Annotated in this window: 14 protein-coding genes and 2 pseudogenes; 12 read left to right on the forward strand and 4 right to left on the reverse strand. The window is 67.4% G+C overall.

All coding sequences use genetic code 11. From position 1 onward, the window contains the following. The 4 genes and pseudogenes from VD964_RS24315 to VD964_RS24330 form a co-directional block, all read left to right on the forward strand. Positions 1-161: pseudogene (locus tag VD964_RS24315) on the forward strand (succinate--CoA ligase subunit alpha); the annotation flags it as partial. A gap of 293 nt (positions 162-454) precedes the next feature. Next, the gene (locus tag VD964_RS24320) at positions 455-3,418 is read left to right on the forward strand and encodes a 2-oxoglutarate dehydrogenase E1 component (RefSeq protein ID WP_324871072.1); all 2,964 of its coding nucleotides are present in this window, start codon (positions 455-457) and stop codon (positions 3,416-3,418) included. Positions 3,419-3,458: 40 nt separating this feature from the next. Next, a complete protein-coding gene (gene odhB / locus VD964_RS24325; RefSeq protein WP_324871073.1) occupies positions 3,459-4,706 on the forward strand; it encodes a 2-oxoglutarate dehydrogenase complex dihydrolipoyllysine-residue succinyltransferase in 1,248 nt (415 codons plus the stop codon). Between the two features lie 222 nt (positions 4,707-4,928). Beyond that, positions 4,929-5,654 carry a hypothetical protein gene (locus tag VD964_RS24330; protein WP_324871074.1) on the forward strand — a complete coding sequence of 242 codons (726 nt, stop codon included), beginning with the start codon at positions 4,929-4,931 and terminating at the stop codon, positions 5,652-5,654. 5 nt (positions 5,655-5,659) lie between these two features. On the opposite strand, the gene VD964_RS24335 is transcribed toward VD964_RS24330, so the two are convergent. Continuing rightward, a complete protein-coding gene (locus tag VD964_RS24335; RefSeq protein ID WP_324871075.1) occupies positions 5,660-6,331 on the reverse strand; it encodes a YopT-type cysteine protease domain-containing protein in 672 nt (223 codons plus the stop codon). A gap of 323 nt (positions 6,332-6,654) precedes the next feature. On the opposite strand from VD964_RS24335, the gene VD964_RS24340 reads away from it, so the two are divergent. Together VD964_RS24340 and frc are read left to right on the forward strand one after the other, a co-directional pair. After that, positions 6,655-7,143, forward strand: a complete 489-nt coding sequence (locus VD964_RS24340; protein ID WP_324871076.1) for a PAS domain S-box protein — start codon at positions 6,655-6,657, stop codon at positions 7,141-7,143. Positions 7,144-7,354: 211 nt separating this feature from the next. Beyond that, the gene (gene frc / locus VD964_RS24345; RefSeq protein ID WP_324871077.1) at positions 7,355-8,605 is read left to right on the forward strand and encodes a formyl-CoA transferase; all 1,251 of its coding nucleotides are present in this window, start codon (positions 7,355-7,357) and stop codon (positions 8,603-8,605) included. Between the two features lie 197 nt (positions 8,606-8,802). On the opposite strand, the gene VD964_RS24350 is transcribed toward frc, so the two are convergent. Both VD964_RS24350 and VD964_RS24355 read right to left on the reverse strand, forming a co-directional pair. Next, positions 8,803-9,012: a hypothetical protein gene (locus tag VD964_RS24350; RefSeq protein WP_324871078.1), complete on the reverse strand. Its 210-nt coding sequence runs from the start codon at positions 9,010-9,012 to the stop codon at positions 8,803-8,805. Positions 9,013-9,234: 222 nt separating this feature from the next. After that, positions 9,235-9,654, reverse strand: a complete 420-nt coding sequence (locus VD964_RS24355) for an HRDC domain-containing protein (RefSeq protein ID WP_324871079.1) — start codon at positions 9,652-9,654, stop codon at positions 9,235-9,237. 272 nt (positions 9,655-9,926) lie between these two features. Between VD964_RS24355 and VD964_RS24360 the strand changes: the two genes are divergently transcribed. From VD964_RS24360 to VD964_RS24375, 4 genes are all read left to right on the forward strand, one after another. Beyond that, the gene (locus tag VD964_RS24360; RefSeq protein WP_324871080.1) at positions 9,927-10,934 is read left to right on the forward strand and encodes a hypothetical protein; all 1,008 of its coding nucleotides are present in this window, start codon (positions 9,927-9,929) and stop codon (positions 10,932-10,934) included. 187 nt (positions 10,935-11,121) lie between these two features. Further along, complete coding sequence (locus VD964_RS24365; RefSeq protein WP_310117389.1) at positions 11,122-11,427, forward strand: STAS domain-containing protein; 306 nt, start codon at positions 11,122-11,124, stop codon at positions 11,425-11,427. Between the two features lie 22 nt (positions 11,428-11,449). Next, complete coding sequence (locus tag VD964_RS24370; protein ID WP_324871081.1) at positions 11,450-12,670, forward strand: fused response regulator/phosphatase; 1,221 nt, start codon at positions 11,450-11,452, stop codon at positions 12,668-12,670. Positions 12,671-12,725: 55 nt separating this feature from the next. Next, positions 12,726-12,938 carry a hypothetical protein gene (locus VD964_RS24375; protein WP_324871082.1) on the forward strand — a complete coding sequence of 71 codons (213 nt, stop codon included), beginning with the start codon at positions 12,726-12,728 and terminating at the stop codon, positions 12,936-12,938. 161 nt (positions 12,939-13,099) lie between these two features. Here the strand turns inward: VD964_RS24375 and VD964_RS24380 are convergent, their stop codons facing one another. Beyond that, positions 13,100-13,573 (reverse strand): ferritin-like domain-containing protein, encoded by a 474-nt coding sequence (locus VD964_RS24380; RefSeq protein WP_194911447.1) that lies wholly within the window; start codon positions 13,571-13,573, stop codon positions 13,100-13,102. Positions 13,574-13,750: 177 nt separating this feature from the next. On the opposite strand from VD964_RS24380, the gene hrpB reads away from it, so the two are divergent. Both hrpB and VD964_RS24390 read left to right on the forward strand, forming a co-directional pair. Beyond that, complete coding sequence (gene hrpB / locus VD964_RS24385; RefSeq protein ID WP_324871083.1) at positions 13,751-16,327, forward strand: ATP-dependent helicase HrpB; 2,577 nt, start codon at positions 13,751-13,753, stop codon at positions 16,325-16,327. A gap of 45 nt (positions 16,328-16,372) precedes the next feature. After that, positions 16,373-17,043, forward strand: a pseudogene (locus VD964_RS24390) (IS5 family transposase); the annotation flags it as partial. Positions 17,044-17,181: the final 138 nt, after the last annotated feature.

The raw sequence follows: 17,181 nt of genomic DNA on the forward strand, positions 1-17,181 counted from the left end.
CGGCTCCTCCGGGCCGCCGCATGGGCCATGCCGGCGCGGTGATCTCCGGCGGCAACGACACCGCCGACTTCAAGATCGACTTCATGAAGTCGGTCGGCATCGCCGTCGCCGACAGCCCCGCCAGCCTGGGCTCCACCATGCTGAAGGTGTTCAAGGGCTGATCGCCTGCGGACGCCGCCTCACCGCGACGTCCGCGGCTTCGCGCCATTGAGGAGAGGATGACGGGCGGGACGCCGCGGTGCCCCGCCCGCCGCCCCTCACCCCTCCGGGCGGCCCTCTTGGACGGACGGTCCTGGGGACCCATATGCAAGCGTCGACGGTGCGTTTTTCGCGCCGCCGGCCTTCGTCGTCGGCGCTCACCCGTCGGCGTTTGCACATGGGGATCCAAACCCCGTCCCCTTCATCCACACGAAATTCTCCCACAGGGACCCGGGTCCACGCCCGAGGTGAAACCATGTCGGCAAATCTGGAACAGACCTCGTTCCTCTTCGGCTCGAACGCCGGTTACGTCGCCGAGCTCTACGCCAGCTATCTGTCCAACCCGGCCGCCGTCGATCCCAGCTGGAACAGCTTCTTCCAGGATCTGGACGAGGATTCGCGCGCCGTCCTGGACGAGCTGCGCGGCGCGTCCTGGACCGTGTCCGATCTGGAAGACCCCAGGGCCAAGCGCGACCCGGTCGCCGAGAGCTTCATCGTCTCCGCCCCCAACGGTGCCCCCAATGGCGTTGGCAATGGCGCCGCCGCCGCGATGAACGGTCCGGGCAACGGCGCCATGCTGGCCCACGCCCAGCAGGTCTATGGCGGCATCAGCCCGCAGCAGCTGCGCGCCGCCACGCTGGACAGCATCCGCGCCCTGATGCTGATCCGCGTCTTCCGCGTCCGCGGCCACATGAACGCGCATTTCGACCCGCTGGGCCTGGAAAAGCGCGAGCCGCACCCGGAACTGGATCCGGCGACCTACGGCTTCGGCCCGGGCGACCTCGACCGTCCGATCTTCCTGAACTACTCGCTGGGCCTGGAAACGGCGACGCTCCGCCAGATCCTCGAAATCCTGCACAAGACCTATTGCGGGACGATCGGCGTCGAGTTCATGCACATCCAGGATCCGGAAGAGAAGGCCTGGATCCAGGAGCGCATCGAGGGCGGCCGCAACCACACCGACTTCACGGTGAACGGCAAGCGCGCCATCCTGGAGCGGCTGACCGCGGCCGAGGGCTTCGAGAAGTTCCTGCAGCTGAAATACACCGGCACCAAGCGCTTCGGCCTTGAGGGCGGCGAGTCGATGATCCCCGCGCTGGAGCAGATCCTGAAGCGCGGCGGCCAGCTCGGCCTGAAGGAGGTTGTCGTCGGCATGGCCCACCGCGGCCGTCTGAACGTGCTGACCAACTTCATGGGCAAGCCCTTCTCCGCCGTCTTCTCGGAGTTCCAGGGCAATCCGTCGAGCCCGCAGGACGTGCAGGGCTCCGGCGACGTGAAGTACCATCTCGGCACCTCGTCGGACCGCGACTTCAACGGCAACATCGTCCACCTGTCGCTGACCGCCAACCCGTCCCACCTGGAATGGGTCAACCCGGTCGTGCTGGGCAAGGTGCGCGCCAAGCAGCAGCAGCGCCGCGACCTGGAGCGCGAGCAGGTGATGGGCGTGCTGATCCACGGCGACGCCGCCTTCGCCGGCCAGGGCATCGTGGCCGAGACGCTGGGCCTGTCGGAGCTGCGCGGCTACCGCACCGGCGGCACCATGCACTTCATCATCAACAACCAGATCGGCTTCACCACCAACCCGACCTATTCGCGGTCGGGCGTGTACTGCTCCGACATGGCCAAGATGGTGCAGGCGCCGATCTTCCACGTGAACGGCGACGATCCCGAAGCCGTCGTGCATGTCAGCCGCATCGCCATCGAGTTCCGCCAGAAGTTCAAGCGGGACGTCGTGATCGACATGGTCTGCTACCGCCGCCACGGCCACAACGAGGGCGACGAGCCGGGCTTCACCCAGCCGATCATGTACAAGAACATCCGCGCCCACGCGACCACGCGCGAGCTGTATGCCAAGCAGCTGGTGAGCGAGAACGTCATCACCCAGGCCGAGGGTGACCAGATCACCCAGGACTTCATGAAGAAGCTGGAGGGTGAGTTCGAGGCGTCCAGCACCTACAAGCCGAACAAGGCCGACTGGCTGGAAGGCAAGTGGGCCGGCCTGCAGGCGCAGGGCGCCGATTCGCCTCACCGCGGCGAGACCGGCGTGGACATCGACACGCTGAAGCAGATCGGCTTCAAGCTCTGCGAGTACCCGAAGGACTTCGCGATCAACTCCAAGATCGCGCGCCAGCTGGAAGCCAAGAAGAAGACGCTCGAATCGGGCGAAGGCATCGACTGGGCGACTGCCGAGGCGCTGGCCTACGCCACGCTGGTGGCCGAGGGCACCGGTGTGCGCCTGTCGGGCCAGGACTCCGGCCGCGGCACCTTCTCGCACCGCCATGCGGTGATGTACGACCAGAACACCGAAGAGAAGTACATCCCGCTCTGCCACGTCAGCCCGGATCAGGCGACCTTCGAGGTCCATGACAGCCCGCTGTCGGAAGCCGCGGTCGTCGGCTACGAGTACGGCTATTCGCTGGCCGAGCCGCACAATCTGGTTCTGTGGGAAGCGCAGTTCGGCGACTTCGCCAACACGGCGCAGACCATCATCGACCAGTTCATCTCGTCGGGCGAGTCCAAGTGGCTGCGCATGTCCGGCCTGGTGCTGCTGCTGCCGCACGGCTACGAGGGCCAGGGTCCGGAACACTCATCGGCCCGTCCGGAACGCTTCCTGCAGATGTGCGCCGAAGACAACTGGCAGATCTGCAACGTGACGACGCCGGCCAACCTGTTCCACGTCTTCCGCCGCCAGATCCGCCGCAGCTTCCGCAAGCCGCTGGTCCTGTTCACGCCGAAGTCGCTGCTGCGCCACAAGCTGTGCATCTCCGACCTGTCGGAGATGGGTCCGGGCAGCAGCTTCCACCGCGTGCTGGGCGAGACCGCGAACGATCTGGCCGCCAACGACAAGATCCGCCGCATCGTCGTCTGCTCCGGCAAGGTCTATTACGACCTGCTGCAGGAGCGCATGAGCCGCGGCATCAAGGACGTGGTCATCCTGCGCCTGGAGCAGCTCTACCCGTTCCCGAAGGATGCGCTGGCGGCCGAGTTCGCCAAGTATCCGAACGCCGAGCTGGTCTGGTGCCAGGAAGAGCCGGAGAACCAGGGCGCCTGGTTCTTCGCCGACCGCCGTCTGGAAGCCGTGCTGAAGGATGTCGGCCACAAGGCCGCCCGCCCCTCCTATGTCGGCCGCCCGGCCACCGCCTCGCCGGCCACCGGCCTGCTGAAGCGTCACAACCAGGAGCAGGCCAAGCTCCTGGACGAAGCCCTGACGGTCCGCTGACCATCACCCAAGCGAACAAGAAGACGAACGAGGAAAAGAAATGGCTACCGACATCAAGGTCCCCACGCTGGGTGAGTCCGTCTCCGAGGCGACGGTCGCCCGCTGGCTGAAGAAGGCCGGCGACAGCGTCGCCATGGACGAGGCGCTGGTCGAGCTGGAGACCGACAAGGTCACGCTTGAGGTGAACGCGTCGACCGCCGGCGTGCTGGCGGAAATCGTCGCCGCGGAAGGTGCGAACGTCGAGGTCGGCGCCCTGCTGGGCGTCATCAACGAGGGCGCCAGCGCCGGCGCCGCCCCGGCGGCTGCCGCTGCCGCCCCGGCCGCTGCTCCGGCTCCGGCCGCCGCACCGGCCCCGGCTCCGGCCGCCGCTTCCGCTCCGGGCAACCTGGCCGCTTCCGGCCCGGCCGCCCGCAAGCTGGCGGACGAGAAGGGCATCGACGGTTCGTCCATCGCCGGTTCGGGCAAGGATGGCCGCGTGACCAAGGGCGACGTGCTGGCCGCCCCGGCCGCCAAGCCGGCCGCTCCGGCCCCGGCTCCGGCGCCGAAGATGGTGTGGGCTGCCGGCACCCAGGGCGACCGTCCGCGCGCGGCTCAGGAAGAGCGCGTCCGCATGACCCGCCTGCGCCAGCGCATCGCCGAGCGTCTGAAGGAGGCCCAGAACTCCGCCGCCATGCTGACCACCTTCAACGAGGTGGACATGTCCGCGGCGATCGCTCTGCGCGCCGAGTACAAGGACTATTTCGAAAAGCGCCACAAGGTGCGGCTCGGCTTCATGTCCTTCTTCGTCAAGGCCGCCGTCCAGGCGCTGAAGGAGATCCCGGCCGTCAACGCCGAGATCGACGGCACCGACATCGTCTACAAGAACTACTATGACATCGGCGTCGCCGTCGGCACGCCGCAGGGTCTGGTGGTTCCGGTCGTCCGCGACGCCGACAAGCTGGACTTCGCCGGCGTCGAGGGCACCATCGCCGCTCTCGGCAAGAAGGGCCGCGACGGCAAGCTGTCGATGGACGAGCTCACGGGCGGCACCTTCACCATCTCCAACGGTGGTGTCTACGGCTCGCTGATGTCGACCCCGATCATCAACCCGCCGCAGTCCGCCATCCTCGGCATGCACAAGACGATGGACCGCGCGGTCGTCATCGGCGGCAAGATCGAGGTCCGCCCGATGATGTATCTGGCGCTGTCCTACGACCACCGCATCATCGACGGCAAGGAGGCGGTCACCTTCCTCGTCCGCATCAAGGAGCTGATCGAGGATCCGCGCCGCCTGCTGCTGGACGTCTGATCTGGAAAAGGCAAGGGAGGGCGGCTGTCCCTCCCTCGACCGACCTGATCCGAGGGCTACGGCCTTCGGACTCCTGGAGGGGCGCCGCGAGGCGCCCTTTTCTTTTTTCCAGATACAACCTCAATCGAAAATCTTTCACCGATAACAATCGTTCCGGTCTGTTGACAGTCCTTGCGTGCCGGTATTGTCTCAGGAACCCGCCTACCACTTAAGAGCGCCGTCATGCCGGTCAACATCCTCGATCTGGCCGTTGCCTCGAACACCGTCTATAACTTCCAGAAGGGTCGCGGCAACGACGCCGCCGCCTTCAACAAGGCGGAAGGGGCACGGCGGTCACCGCCGGGCTTCCAGGTGATCTTCACCCACGAGGACACCGATGTCGGCTTCTTCGGCGCCGTCTATCAGGAAAAGCACTCCGACCAATACATCATCTCCTACCGCGGCACGGCGGTGGGCAGCAGCACCTCCGGCCAGATGGCCGGCGGCAAGAACCTGAAGACCGACATCGCCCTCTACACCATCGAAAGCCTGCCAGCCGGCATTCGCGCCGCCAAGCTTCTGCTGGAACAGGCGAAGATCCTCATCAAGAAGGCGAGCCCCATTCTTTGCGGCCATTCGCTGGGCGGCGCCATCGCCACCATCGTCGCGGTGGAGGAAGGGCTGCCCTGCTGCGCCTTCAATGCGCCGACCGTTTCGAAGATGGTGCGCGGCGGGATCATCCACGGCCCCTATGTCCGCGTGCACCAGGACAATCTGCCGGCCGTCGAGAAGCAGATCGTCAACTTCAACCTGCAATGGGATCCGATCAGCAAATCGTCCAAGGCGGTGGGCAGGGTGATCAAGCTGCCGGCGACCCTGGCCGGCGGCGGCCATTCGCAGGACAAGGTGGTCGCCAACATCAAGACCAGCAAATACGCCTCGATGCCCTTCTTCGATCTGGTCGGGTGATCCCGTCAGGCGAAGGAAATGCTCTGCACCACGAATTCCTGAACCCGGTAGTCGATGGTCGACCCGTCCCGCTTCACGAAGTTGCGGTACCGGTCGACCAGCCCGGTGAACAGGTTGGCGACGCTGCCGCTCGACGCCCTGAACTCGCCGAAATTGGGATCGAAGAAATACAGGTGCGATCCCAACCCGAAGGCCTTGCCACCGGACTTGTAGCAGCAGGTCGCGTGCGCCGCCCCCCGCTGTTCGAAATTCATGCTGACGATGTGATAGGTGTGGGGGCTGGCGGTGGCGATCGAGATCGCCTTCATCACCTCCTTGATGCTGTCGGAGTCGGTCGCGTCCATCCACTCCGTTCTGGTCGATCCGATTTTCAACCCGGCATGGCTCATTGCTTGGTTGCGGGCACCCAACTGGCCCGATGACAGGTCGAGATCGAAGAACAGTTCCGCGCCATAGAGGCGCTGCTTGATGCTGGCATGCAGGATCGTGCTGTCCTGGTCGATGAAGGCGATACGCTTCTGCGGCGTTTCCCCCTTGTTGGCACGGTGGCGTCTGATCCATTCCAGAGTAAGGCCGAAGCAAATCCCGCCATTCACCTCGTGATCGTCCGGGAACAGTCGCTGGATCGGCAGACGCTGCTTGAAGGGCGCCACGCAATAGCTGTCGAAAGCGGCCATTCCTATTCCTTTTCGTTGCGGCGGAAGGGCGGATTTTTCCCGTTCTGCAGGCGCCGTCGCCTGGATCCTATGCGGATAACCATGGGCACACAATCGATTGTGCCCCAGGCGGAGCCCTGTCGATTTCGGTGCCGTCCCTTTTCGCGCCGACCGGCTGTCTGTTCGCCATAAGGACAGTTTGCACCGCGCTCAAATCCTCTTGCATGGTCGGTGGCATCTGGTATACCGTATCGATAATGTCAGTGCGGCACGGCTTTCCGGCCATGACGCACCGGCTCCCCCGGCGCCCAATCCAAGAGGGGGCGAGCGCCAAGGAGATCGACATGGAACAGACGGCAGCAGCGGGGTCGCCCGCGGTTGTTGCAGCAGCGGGTTCTCCCGCGGTTGTTGATTGCGAGCAGCTGGTGTCGGTGATCGGGGATGCGGTCATCGTGTCCGATCCGGCTGGCGCCATCACCCTGTGGAATGCGGCGGCGGAGCGGATGTTCGGCTTCACGCCCGCCGAGGCGATGGGCAAGTCGCTCGACATCATCATTCCGGAACGCCAGCGGCAGCGCCACTGGGACGGCTACGAGAAGACCATGGCCACGGGGGAAACCCGCTACGGGCACGATCTTCTGCGGGTCCCGGCGGTCCACAAGGACGGGCACAGCCTGTCGATCGCCTTCACCGTCGCGCTGTTGCGCGGGACCGACGGTTCTGTGACCGGCATCGTCGCCGTGGTGCGGGACGAAACCGATCGCTGGACCGAAGAGCGGAAGCTGCGCCGCCGCCTCGCCGAACTCGAGGCGGTCGCAACCGCGGCCGGCTGATCCAGTCCTCCGTTCCAGCCCCCTGAACCATAACCGCCGAATTTCGGCCAATCGGAATTCGGCCATCCGATTTCGGCGGACATCGAACACCGGCCGGCCACCGGCCTTGGCGCCTCCATTCTGAGGGCGTCGGCCGGCCGGACAGCAGAGCAAGCAGAAACACGTCCACGGGACAAACGTAAACAACGCGAATAAAGGGAGTGTTGCAGTCATGACCAAGCCGCTCGAAGGCATCAAGATCATCGACTTCACCCATGTGCAGGCCGGCCCCGCCTGCACGCAGCTTCTGGCCTGGTACGGCGCGGACGTGATCAAGGTCGAACGTCCGGGCGCCGGCGACGTCACCCGCAGCCAGCTGCGCGACATCCCCGATGCCGATGCGCTCTATTTCACCATGCTGAACAGCAACAAGCGCTCCCTCACCCTGGACACCAAGACCGCCGAGGGCAAGGAAGTCCTGGAACGTCTGATCAAGGAATCCGACGTCCTGGTGGAGAATTTCGGCCCCGGCGCGCTCGACCGCATGGGCTTCAGCTGGGACCGCATCAAGGAACTGAACCCCGGCATGATCGTCGCCTCGGTCAAGGGCTTCAGCGACGGCCACCATTACCAGGACCTGAAGGTCTATGAGAACGTCGCCCAGTGCGCCGGCGGTGCGGCCTCCACCACCGGTTTCTGGGACGGCCCGCCGACCGTGTCCGCCGCCGCTCTCGGCGACAGCAACACCGGCATGCACCTCGCCATCGGCATCCTGACCGCGCTGATGGCCCGCACCAAGACCGGCAAGGGCCAGAAGGTCGCCGTGTCGATGCAGGACAGCGTGCTGAACCTCTGCCGCGTCAAGCTGCGCGACCAGCAGCGCCTGGACCGCGTCGGCTATCTGGAGGAATACCCGCAGTACCCGCACGGCAAGTTCACCGACGTGGTTCCGCGCGGCGGCAATGCCGGCGGCGGCGGCCAGCCGGGCTGGGTGCTGAAGTGCAAGGGCTGGGAGACCGATCCCAACGCCTACATCTACTTCACCATCCAGGGCCATGCCTGGGCGCCGATCTGCAAGGCTCTCGGCCGCGAGGAGTGGATCGACGATCCGGCCTACAACACGGCGCTGGCCCGTCAGGACAAGATCTTCGACATCTTCGCGATCATCGAGGACTGGCTGAAGGACAAGACCAAGTTCGAAGCCGTCGACATCCTGCGCAAGTACGACATCCCCTGCGCGCCGGTGCTGTCGATGAAGGAGATCGCCAACGACCCGTCGCTGCGCGCCAGCGGCACGGTGGTGGAGGTCGACCACAAGCAGCGCGGCAAGTACCTGACGGTCGGCAGCCCGATCAAGTTCTCCGACATGACGGTGGAGGTCACCGGCTCCCCGCTGCTCGGCGAGCATACCGACGAGGTGCTGGCCCAGCTCGGCTACAACAAGGACCAGATCGCCGCCATGCACCAGGCCAAGGTGGTCTGAGGCTGACGGCCCCCACCCTGCCCCGCTCTCAGCGGACCTGCGGTCAGAGCGGCGGAGTTCCCTCCCCTGCGATCGGACCGACCTACGGTCGGCCGGGAGCGGGGGAGGGTTGGGGTGGGGGCAATCGGCAACCACTCCCCACAAACGAAAACGGCGCCCCACCCGGGCGCCGTTTCCTTTTTCACAACTCCTGCCCCTCACGCCTTCCCGGCGCGGTCCAGATCATCCAGGATCTCGCCGGCGCGGTTGGTCAGGGTACGGGCCAAGCGGGCGTAATGGCCGTTTCCGGTCGCACGGGCACGGTTGGCCGCTTCCGCACCCAGCTGCGCCAGCTCATGCGCGATCTTCCTGTAATCGGGCTTCCTGTAATCAGGCTTTCGGTATTCGGACTTCCGATCGTCGGGCACCTCGCCCCACGCCAAATCCGCTACGGCACGAGCCTTCGGAGGAACCTTCGAAGCCACAACCGCCTCACCCGCTGATTGCATCGCGATTGTGCGATCCTGACACGGCAAGGGGCGGGGTCCAACTGACGCTTACGGCAGGGCGGGCACAGCCTTTGGGTGTGTCACGCCCGACCGAAGCGGATAGACCGCCGTCGGTGGCTTGCCCCGCCGACCAGTCGCCGGTTAGTCGTCGATCAGCAGGTCCAGCGTGGAGCGCACCACCTGCACGATCTCGCCGCCATGGGGGGCGGCGCCCAGGCCGCGGGCGTTCATGATGATCGACAGCTCGTGCTCCGTCGTCGGGGCGAAGCGGGCGATCTCCGACACCAGATCGTCCGACAGCACGACGTCGCGCGTCACCCCGGCCTGGACCGCGGCCTTGTCGCGCCAGCCGTTCAGGGCGGCGGCGATGGCCGCCTCGATCTGCTGCGACTCCTCCTTGCGGCGGAGATCGGTGAACAGCACCAGCACGCGCCACGCGCCGTCGGCGTAGGCGGTCTCGATGCGCTGGACCTCCACCGTCCGCAGGAAGGCGGAAAGCTGCGTCTGCGCCTCCTCTGCGGTGGCGTCGGGAATGGTGAAGGTGCGGATTTCGGTGCTCATCGCCAATCCTGCTGTGAGGCCGTCCAATCGGGCTCGGATCCTACACAGGATTGGTGCGTTCGGCAAACTGCGACCCTGCCGCAGGGGTGTTCCGTCCCCTTGGGGATACCCCCAATTTCCACATGCCGATTCTCCTCCCCCGCGCGTTGTGGGAGGAGCCGGGCGCTCACCCGACGCGCCCAGCCCCCCCGATGCGAGCGCCCGCCGCATGATCGCTGTGCCCCGAACACCGTGTCATGACCGCCGTGTCATGACCGCCGTGGAGTCCACCGATGACCGATCCGGAACCGCAAGCCGCCCAAGCCGCTGCCGATAAGCCCGCTGCTGAGCAGGTCGCCGCCGAACAGGCCGTCACGGAGCCGCCCCGCGGCCGGAGCCGCTGGCGGACGCTGGGCTTCGGGCTGCTGCTGGCGCCGCTGGCCTTGGGTGGATTGGCGGTGCTGGCGGTTCTGTGGACCGGCACCCTGCTCTACGACCAGCCCTTCGCCTGGTACAACCTGAACCGCATCAATGCGCTGGCCGACCGGGCGGCGCGGAACTCCGATTCGGTATCGGTGGTGGCGCTGGGCGACACCGCGTTGCGCGACGCCACCCTGGACGAGCGCGGCATGGCGGAGCTTGCCGCCAAGCGCGGCGTGCCGAACCTGGAATTCCTGCGCATCGTCCACCGGCAGGCCCAGTTCGCCGATTTCGAGCCGCTGCTCGACCGGCTGATCGCCGTGAAGCCGACGCTGATCCTGATCGACCGCAGCCTGCTGACCGCCAGCCGCGGCCCGATGGACGAGCTGGAGCGCTACGGCCACGGCCTGATGCGCCTCTATCGCGGCCAGACCCATGTGCAGGACCAGGTGGCACTGCAATACCGGCGCGGCTGCGGCCCAACCCCGTCGGCGTGGCTGACCGGCGGCACGCCCGACGCCGTCACCGGCAGCTCCGCCACGGCCCAGCAGGTGCGCGCCTTCATCGATCGTGCCTGGGCCGCCGGCATCCGCGTCGCCCTGATCGAGGTGCACAGCCGCCCCGCTCCGCGCTCCAACGGCCTGATCGCCGCCGCGTCGGCCGCGGAGCCCACCGCCGCCACCCCCGCCCCCGCCTGCGCCAACCGCGAGGCCGGCGCCGATGGCCGCAGCGCCTTCTCGGCCTGGCTGACCGGCGGCATCGCCGGGGCGGTCGCCGGCGCCCAGCCCGACCGCGTGCCCGGCCGGGTGATCCCCGCCTCGGACTTGGAGCGGACAGCGTCCCACGGGAAGGCCGCAAGCGAATCCGCCTCCCTACCCTGACGGAAGTTTTTCCTCGGAAAACTCATCGTATGGAACACAAATAAGTTGAGCAATTTCGCGGCCAATGCAGCTTTTTGGTCGCTCCATCATCAAAGTGACATCCCCTCCGCCTAACATTCCGCAGCGCAGCAAGTGCAGGTGAAAACCGCAACTCCGCTGCGGAACAGGAGCAAAGGGGAAAGCAGTGATGGATTTCACCGTCAGCGATGTCCACGACCTTACCGAGATCCGTCTGAGCGGCCGCATGACCTTCACCGACCACAATGCCTTCCGGTCGGTGATCGCGGCGATGGACCGGCCGGCCGGACACCGGGTGGTCTTCGACCTGTCGGACCTTGAGTTCGTCGATTCCACCGGGCTGGGCGTCTTCTTCATCGCGCACGACACGGCCCGCCGCAAGGATTTGCGGCTGGCGATGCAAGGTGCGCGCGATCAGGTCCACCGCGTCTTCCGCGCAGCCAACCTGCACGGGATCATCCCGGTTTCGGCCTGACCGGCACGGCGGGGCGGATCCGATGGCCTCGGGACAGCTCTACGCGCTGGATCTCGGCCAGCCGCTGGGCGATCGGAAGGTGCTGATCGCCGACGACAGCCTGTATGACCAGCGCATCCTGAGCCGGTTCCTGCATTGGGCCGGCATCACGCGGATCGCCTGCGTCTCCAACGGGCCGGAGCTGCTGTCCTGCATCGGCGCGTTCGACCCCGACCTGCTGGTGGTGGACGCCGACCTTGCCTGTGCCGACCTGCTCGCCCTGTGCCGGGAGTTGCGGAGCAACCCGCGCTGGCATGACCTGCCCATCCTGGTGCAGGGCGCCCAAATGACCGACCAGATGCGGACCCTGTGCTTTCAGGCCGGCGCGACCGACCTGCTCGGCAAGCCGGTCAATCCCGGCGAATGCATCGCCCGGGTCCGCTATCATCTGGAACGCCGGTCGATGGTGCAGGAACTGCGCGCCTTCCGCGAGCGGGTCGGCCAGGATTTGGGCCAGGCGCGGGCGATGCAGCTTTCGCTGGCGCCGGAGCCGCTGTGGCTGGAAGCGCTGGCGGACCGCCATCACTTGAGTATCGCCCCGGTGTTCGAAACCTCCGACGAGGTCGGCGGCGATTTCTGGACCGCGTTCGAAATCGATGCCGAACGGATCGGCGTCTTCATCGCCGACCTGTCGGGGCACGGCATCGCCGCGGCCATCAATGCCTTCCGGCTCCACACCCTGCTGGCGCGCCAGCCGATGGAGGAGTTGATGGAGCCGGCACGCCTTCTGACCAGCCTGAACCAGCGCCTGTCCGCCATCCTTGCACGCGGTCAGTTCGCCACCGCCTTCTACGGCGTGATCGACCGCGGCAGCGACCGCCTGCACTATGCGGGTGCCGGCTCGCCGCCGCCGCTGCTGGCGAGGGCGGGCGGGCTGAGCGTGCTCGATTCGTCCGGCCTGCCCCTCGGGATCCTGGAGGAGGCCGGCTACGTCACCCGCTCCGCTCCCTTCCGCGACGGCGATGCGCTGTTCCTCTATTCCGACGCCATGACGGAGGCTCAGGACGCCGACGACACCATGTTGGGCGACGACGGGCTCGCCGATCTGGTGGCGCAGGCGCTGGCGGAAGCGCCGGCCTGGCCGCTTCTGTGGGTGATGACCCGCTTCACCGAGCGGTTCGGCACCCGGCTGTGCGACGATTTGACCGCCCTGTGGATCGCCCGGCAGGATGTGCCGGACCGCCTCTTTCCGCCTTCCGATTAAACCACTTTTTGTTTATGGTTTTCCGGTCGGGCGAGTCGCAACAGGAGACGGATGCATGGCTTCCATCATGATCAAGAAGGCCGGCGAAGGGCTGGTCTCGCAGGCCCACCGCAACGCCGACGTCGGCCCGACCAGCGGCAGCTCGGTCGTCTATGAAATCCAGAACGTGCCGGGGGACGTCGGCGTCGACGATGTGATCGCCGCCTTCAAGACCTACAAACCGGCCGACAAGGTGTATGAGATCGACTGGTCCGCCCTGTCGAAGTGAACGACTGCCCCGCCTGAAGATCCCCTCTCCCCCCCGGGGAGAGGGTTAGGGTGAGGGGGACGCGCGGCGGCCCTTCACCAAGAATCCCCGCTTTGCATCCCCCCTCACCCCGACCCTCTCCCCAGGGGGGAGAGGGGGAGGCCGCTCCGGGAGCCAAGCCCCTACGCCTGCAGCGCCGGATAGCGCTTGGCCCACACCTCCAACTGGGCGACATGCTCGGCCTCTTCGGCGGCGAACTCCTCGGCCATCATGCGGACTTCCGAATCGGTGGTGGTCTTCGCCACCTCGGCGTAGAAGGCCTGCCCGCGCTTTTCGCTCTCCAGCGCCAGTTCCAGCGCGTATTCCACCGTCATCAGATAGTGCGAGCCTTCCATCGAGGCCGCTTCCGGGCTGTCGCCGTCCGGCCATTGGAAGTCTTCCGGCTTCAGGTCCGGGATCTGGCGGAAGCCCGACCGTTCCCGCGCCTCGGCCAGATGCATGCGCGAGAATTTCGCCATCTGGCCGAAGAAGGCCGCGACCTCCTGGTTGCCATAGGTCTTCATCGTCTCCGACAAATCGGCGAAGCGGTTGGCGGCGTCCTCCTCCAGCGCGCAGGCGTGGGCGAGGAACAGGGCGGCATCGTGGATATCGGTCATGGATCCCTTTGATGAGCGAATGAACCCGACGACCCTAAAACCATACAGTTTTTGCAGTCATCGGTCGCGGCCCCTCGCCCCCTCCCCGCCCCTTGCGACCTTTTGGCGCGTGCCGTCCCGCCCGTCCTCCAAAAAGCATTGCCTTTCCCGCCGGTTCGCGGCAGCAGACTCCCCCTCATGAGCAAGCCCGCCTTCCCCGCCCTGCCAATCGATCCCGTCCTGCCCGCCCTCTTGGAGGCGCTGGACAGCCGCGGCACCGCCGTGCTGCAGGCCCCGCCCGGCGCCGGCAAGACCACGCGGGTGCCGCTAGCCCTGCTGGAGGCTGGTTGGCTGAAGGGCCGCAAGATCCTGGTGCTGGAGCCGCGGCGCCTCGCCGCCCGCGCCGCCGCCCGCCGGATGGCGTCGATGCTGGGGGAGGCGGTGGGCGAGACCGTCGGCTACCGCGTCCGCCTCGACACCAAGGTCGGCCCGAAGACGCGGATCGAGGTGGTGACCGACGGCCTATTCCTGCGCCAGCTTCAGGAGGACCCGGAGCTTCCCGCCGTCGGCGCCGTCCTGTTCGACGAGTTCCACGAGCGCGGCATCGACAGCGACCTCGCCCTTGCCCTGGTGCAGGAGGCGCGCGGCGCGCTGCGCGACGACCTGCGCCTTGTCGTCATGTCGGCGACGCTGGACGCCGCCCCGGTCGCCACCCTGCTGGCCGACGCGCAAGGCCCCGCCGCGATGGTGACCAGCGAAGGCCGCGCCTATCCCGTCGAGACCCGCCATCTCGACGCCCCGACCCAAGGCACCCGCATCGAGGACGCCGTTGCCGCCGCCGTCCGCCGCGCCCTGCGCGAGGAGCCCGGCAACGCCCTGGTCTTCCTGCCTGGCGTCGGCGAGATCCGCCGCGTCCAGTCCCTGCTCGACCAGTCCGACCTCGGTCCGAACGTCATCCTCGCCCCGCTCTATGGCGACCTGTCGGCCGAGGCGCAGGACCGCGCCATCGGCCCCACCCCGCCCGGCCAGCGCAAGATCGTGCTGGCGACCTCCATCGCCGAGACCAGCCTGACCATCGAGGGCATCCGCATCGTGGTGGACAGCGGCCTGATGCGGGTTCCGCATTTCGACCCGCGCGGCGGCATGACCCGGCTGGCGACGGTGAAGGTCAGCCAGGCCTCTGCCGAGCAGCGCCGCGGCCGCGCCGGCCGTCTGGAGCCCGGCGTCTGTTACCGCCTGTGGCCGGAGGCGACGCACAAGGCGCTGGCTCCCTTCACCACGCCGGAGATCGAGGACGCCGACCTCGCCCCGCTGGCGCTGGAGCTTGCGGTGTGGGGAGTCTCCGACCCTGCCAGCCTGTCCTGGCTCGACCAGCCGCCGGCCGCGGCGATGGCCCAGGCGCGCGAGCTGCTGACCGGCCTCGGCGCGCTCGACAAGACCGATCAGAAGGCGGGCGCCATCACCTCGCACGGCCGCCGCATGGCCGGTTTCGGCGTGCATCCGCGTCTGGCCCACATGATGCTGGCCGGCAAGGCGATGGGCCAGGGCGCGCTCGCCTGTCTGGTCGCGGCCCTGCTGGGCGAGCGCGACATCGTCCGCTCCCAGCCCGGTTTCCGCGACGCCGACCTGCGCCTGCGCGTCGACCTGCTGCGCGGCGAGGAGCGCGGCGGCCATGGCGCGGCGCGCGTCCTCAGCGTCGACCGCGGCGGGGCGCAGCAGGCGGTGAAGCAGGCGCGGCAGTGGCGCCGCCAGCTTGGCGTGCGCGACGACGACGCGATGGACTCGAACGCCGTCGGCATTCTGGTGGCGCTCGCCTATCCCGACCGCATCGGCCAGCGCCGCCCCGGTGGCCAGCCGGGCGGGGTTGCGGCGCAGTATCGCCTGTCGGGCGGGCGCGGCGCCTATTTCCAGGAGGCCGAGCCGCTGTCGGCCGAGGAGTGGCTCGCCATCGCCGACCTCGACGGCGCCGCCCGCGAATCGCGCATCTTCCTGGCCGCCCCGGTGACGCTGGCCGATCTGGAGGAGAGCTTCGCCGACGACATCCGCACCGAGACCATCGTCGCCTGGGACGCGCGCGAGCAGATGGTGCTGGCGCGGCGCCGCCGCATGCTGTTCGCCCTGATCCTGAAGGACGAGAAGCTGGCCAAGCCGCCGGCCGAGGCGATGACCGCCGCGATGATCGAGGGCATCCGCGCGCTCGGCCCCGCCTGCCTGCCCTGGACCGACGAGCTGCGCAAATGGCGCACCCGCGTGATGTTCCTGCGCGCGCGGGAGGGCGACGCCTACGACTGGCCCGACCTGTCCGACCCGGCCCTGATGGACGGTCTGGAGGAGTGGCTGGCCCCCTTCCTCGACGGCGTGTCGCGCCGCGCCCATCTGGAGCGCATCGACCTGTCGAGCGCCTTGCGCGCCCTTCTGCCCTGGGAGTTGCGGACCCGCCTGGACGCCGAAGCCCCGACCCATGTCGAGGTGCCGAGCGGCTCCCGCATCCCCATCGACTATGACGGCGAGGAGCCGGTTCTGGCGGTGCGCCTGCAGGAGATGTTCGGCCTTGCCGAGACCCCGCGCATCGCCGGCGGCCGGGTTCCCTTGCTGCTGCACCTGCTGTCCCCCGCCCGCCGCCCGGTGCAGGTCACCCGCGACCTCGCGAGCTTCTGGGCCAACGCCTACAAGGCGGTGAAGGCGGATTTGAAAGGCCAGTACCCGAAACACTACTGGCCCGACAACCCGCTGGAAGCCGAGCCGACCGCCAGGGCGAAGCCGAGGGGGCGGTGAGATAAGAGCGCCTAACAAAACGGGATTTGGGCTGTTGGGAGGGGCATGGCTGCACCTCTCGTCTCCGACGCCCTGTGGGCGCTGATTGAACCGCTGCTCCCTCCGGAGCCGCCCAAGCCGAAGGGCGGGCGGCCCCGGCTGGACAACCGCGCGGCGCTGACCGGCATCCTGTTTGTGCTGCGCTCCGGCATTCCCTGGGAATTGCTGCCGGTTGAGATGGGCTGCGGCTCAGGCATGACATGCTGGCGCCGGCTGCACGAATGGCACCAAGCCGGTGTCTGGGAACGCCTGCACCGTGTCCTCTTGGATCGGCTGGGCTATGCCAACGCGATCAACTGGGAGCGAGCCGCCGTGGACAGCGCCGCGGTCCCGGCAAAAAGGGGGGCGAAGCGACCGGGCCGAACCCGACGGACCGTGGCAAGCCGGGTTCCAAGCGCCACATCCTCGTTGATGCCAACGGCATCCCGCTGGCCGTGAGGATTTCTCCAGCCAACCGGCATGACAGCAAGCTGTTGGAGGAAGTCGTCGATGCCGTGCCGGCGATCCGGCAATGCGCGGGTCGCCCACGACGACGCCCAACCAAGTTGCACGCCGACAAGGGCTATGATTTCGCCTTCTGCCGGCGGGCGTTGCGACGGCGGGCCATTATTCCGCGCATCGCCCGCCGCGGCATCGAGAACAGCGAGCGCCTGGGCAGACACCGTTGGGTCGTCGAAATAGTCTTTACGCAATAAGCAAAAGCGGACGTGCTCGCTGTCGGGGCTGGTGGGCAGCACATAGCGGATTTCGATGTCGGCATCGGTGACGACGACGCGGTCGATCAGCAGCATCACCAGCTGCCGGCGCTGTTCGAA

Origin of the sequence: Azospirillum sp., from assembly GCF_035628975.1 — a bacterium.
Classification (GTDB): domain Bacteria; phylum Pseudomonadota; class Alphaproteobacteria; order Azospirillales; family Azospirillaceae; genus Azospirillum.

Coding starts and splice junctions, on each gene's coding strand:
- odhB (WP_324871073.1), top strand. CDS start 3,459: ATGGCTACCGACATCAAGGTCCCCACGCTGGGTGAGTCCGTCTCCGAG.
- VD964_RS24375 (WP_324871082.1), top strand. CDS start 12,726: ATGGCTTCCATCATGATCAAGAAGGCCGGCGAAGGGCTGGTCTCGCAG.
- hrpB (WP_324871083.1), top strand. CDS start 13,751: ATGAGCAAGCCCGCCTTCCCCGCCCTGCCAATCGATCCCGTCCTGCCC.
- VD964_RS24355 (WP_324871079.1), bottom strand. CDS start 9,654: ATGAGCACCGAAATCCGCACCTTCACCATTCCCGACGCCACCGCAGAG.
- VD964_RS24340 (WP_324871076.1), top strand. CDS start 6,655: ATGGAACAGACGGCAGCAGCGGGGTCGCCCGCGGTTGTTGCAGCAGCG.
- VD964_RS24365 (WP_310117389.1), top strand. CDS start 11,122: ATGGATTTCACCGTCAGCGATGTCCACGACCTTACCGAGATCCGTCTG.
- frc (WP_324871077.1), top strand. CDS start 7,355: ATGACCAAGCCGCTCGAAGGCATCAAGATCATCGACTTCACCCATGTG.
- VD964_RS24330 (WP_324871074.1), top strand. CDS start 4,929: ATGCCGGTCAACATCCTCGATCTGGCCGTTGCCTCGAACACCGTCTAT.
- VD964_RS24335 (WP_324871075.1), bottom strand. CDS start 6,331: ATGGCCGCTTTCGACAGCTATTGCGTGGCGCCCTTCAAGCAGCGTCTG.
- VD964_RS24320 (WP_324871072.1), top strand. CDS start 455: ATGTCGGCAAATCTGGAACAGACCTCGTTCCTCTTCGGCTCGAACGCC.
- VD964_RS24360 (WP_324871080.1), top strand. CDS start 9,927: ATGACCGATCCGGAACCGCAAGCCGCCCAAGCCGCTGCCGATAAGCCC.
- VD964_RS24380 (WP_194911447.1), bottom strand. CDS start 13,573: ATGACCGATATCCACGATGCCGCCCTGTTCCTCGCCCACGCCTGCGCG.
- VD964_RS24370 (WP_324871081.1), top strand. CDS start 11,450: ATGGCCTCGGGACAGCTCTACGCGCTGGATCTCGGCCAGCCGCTGGGC.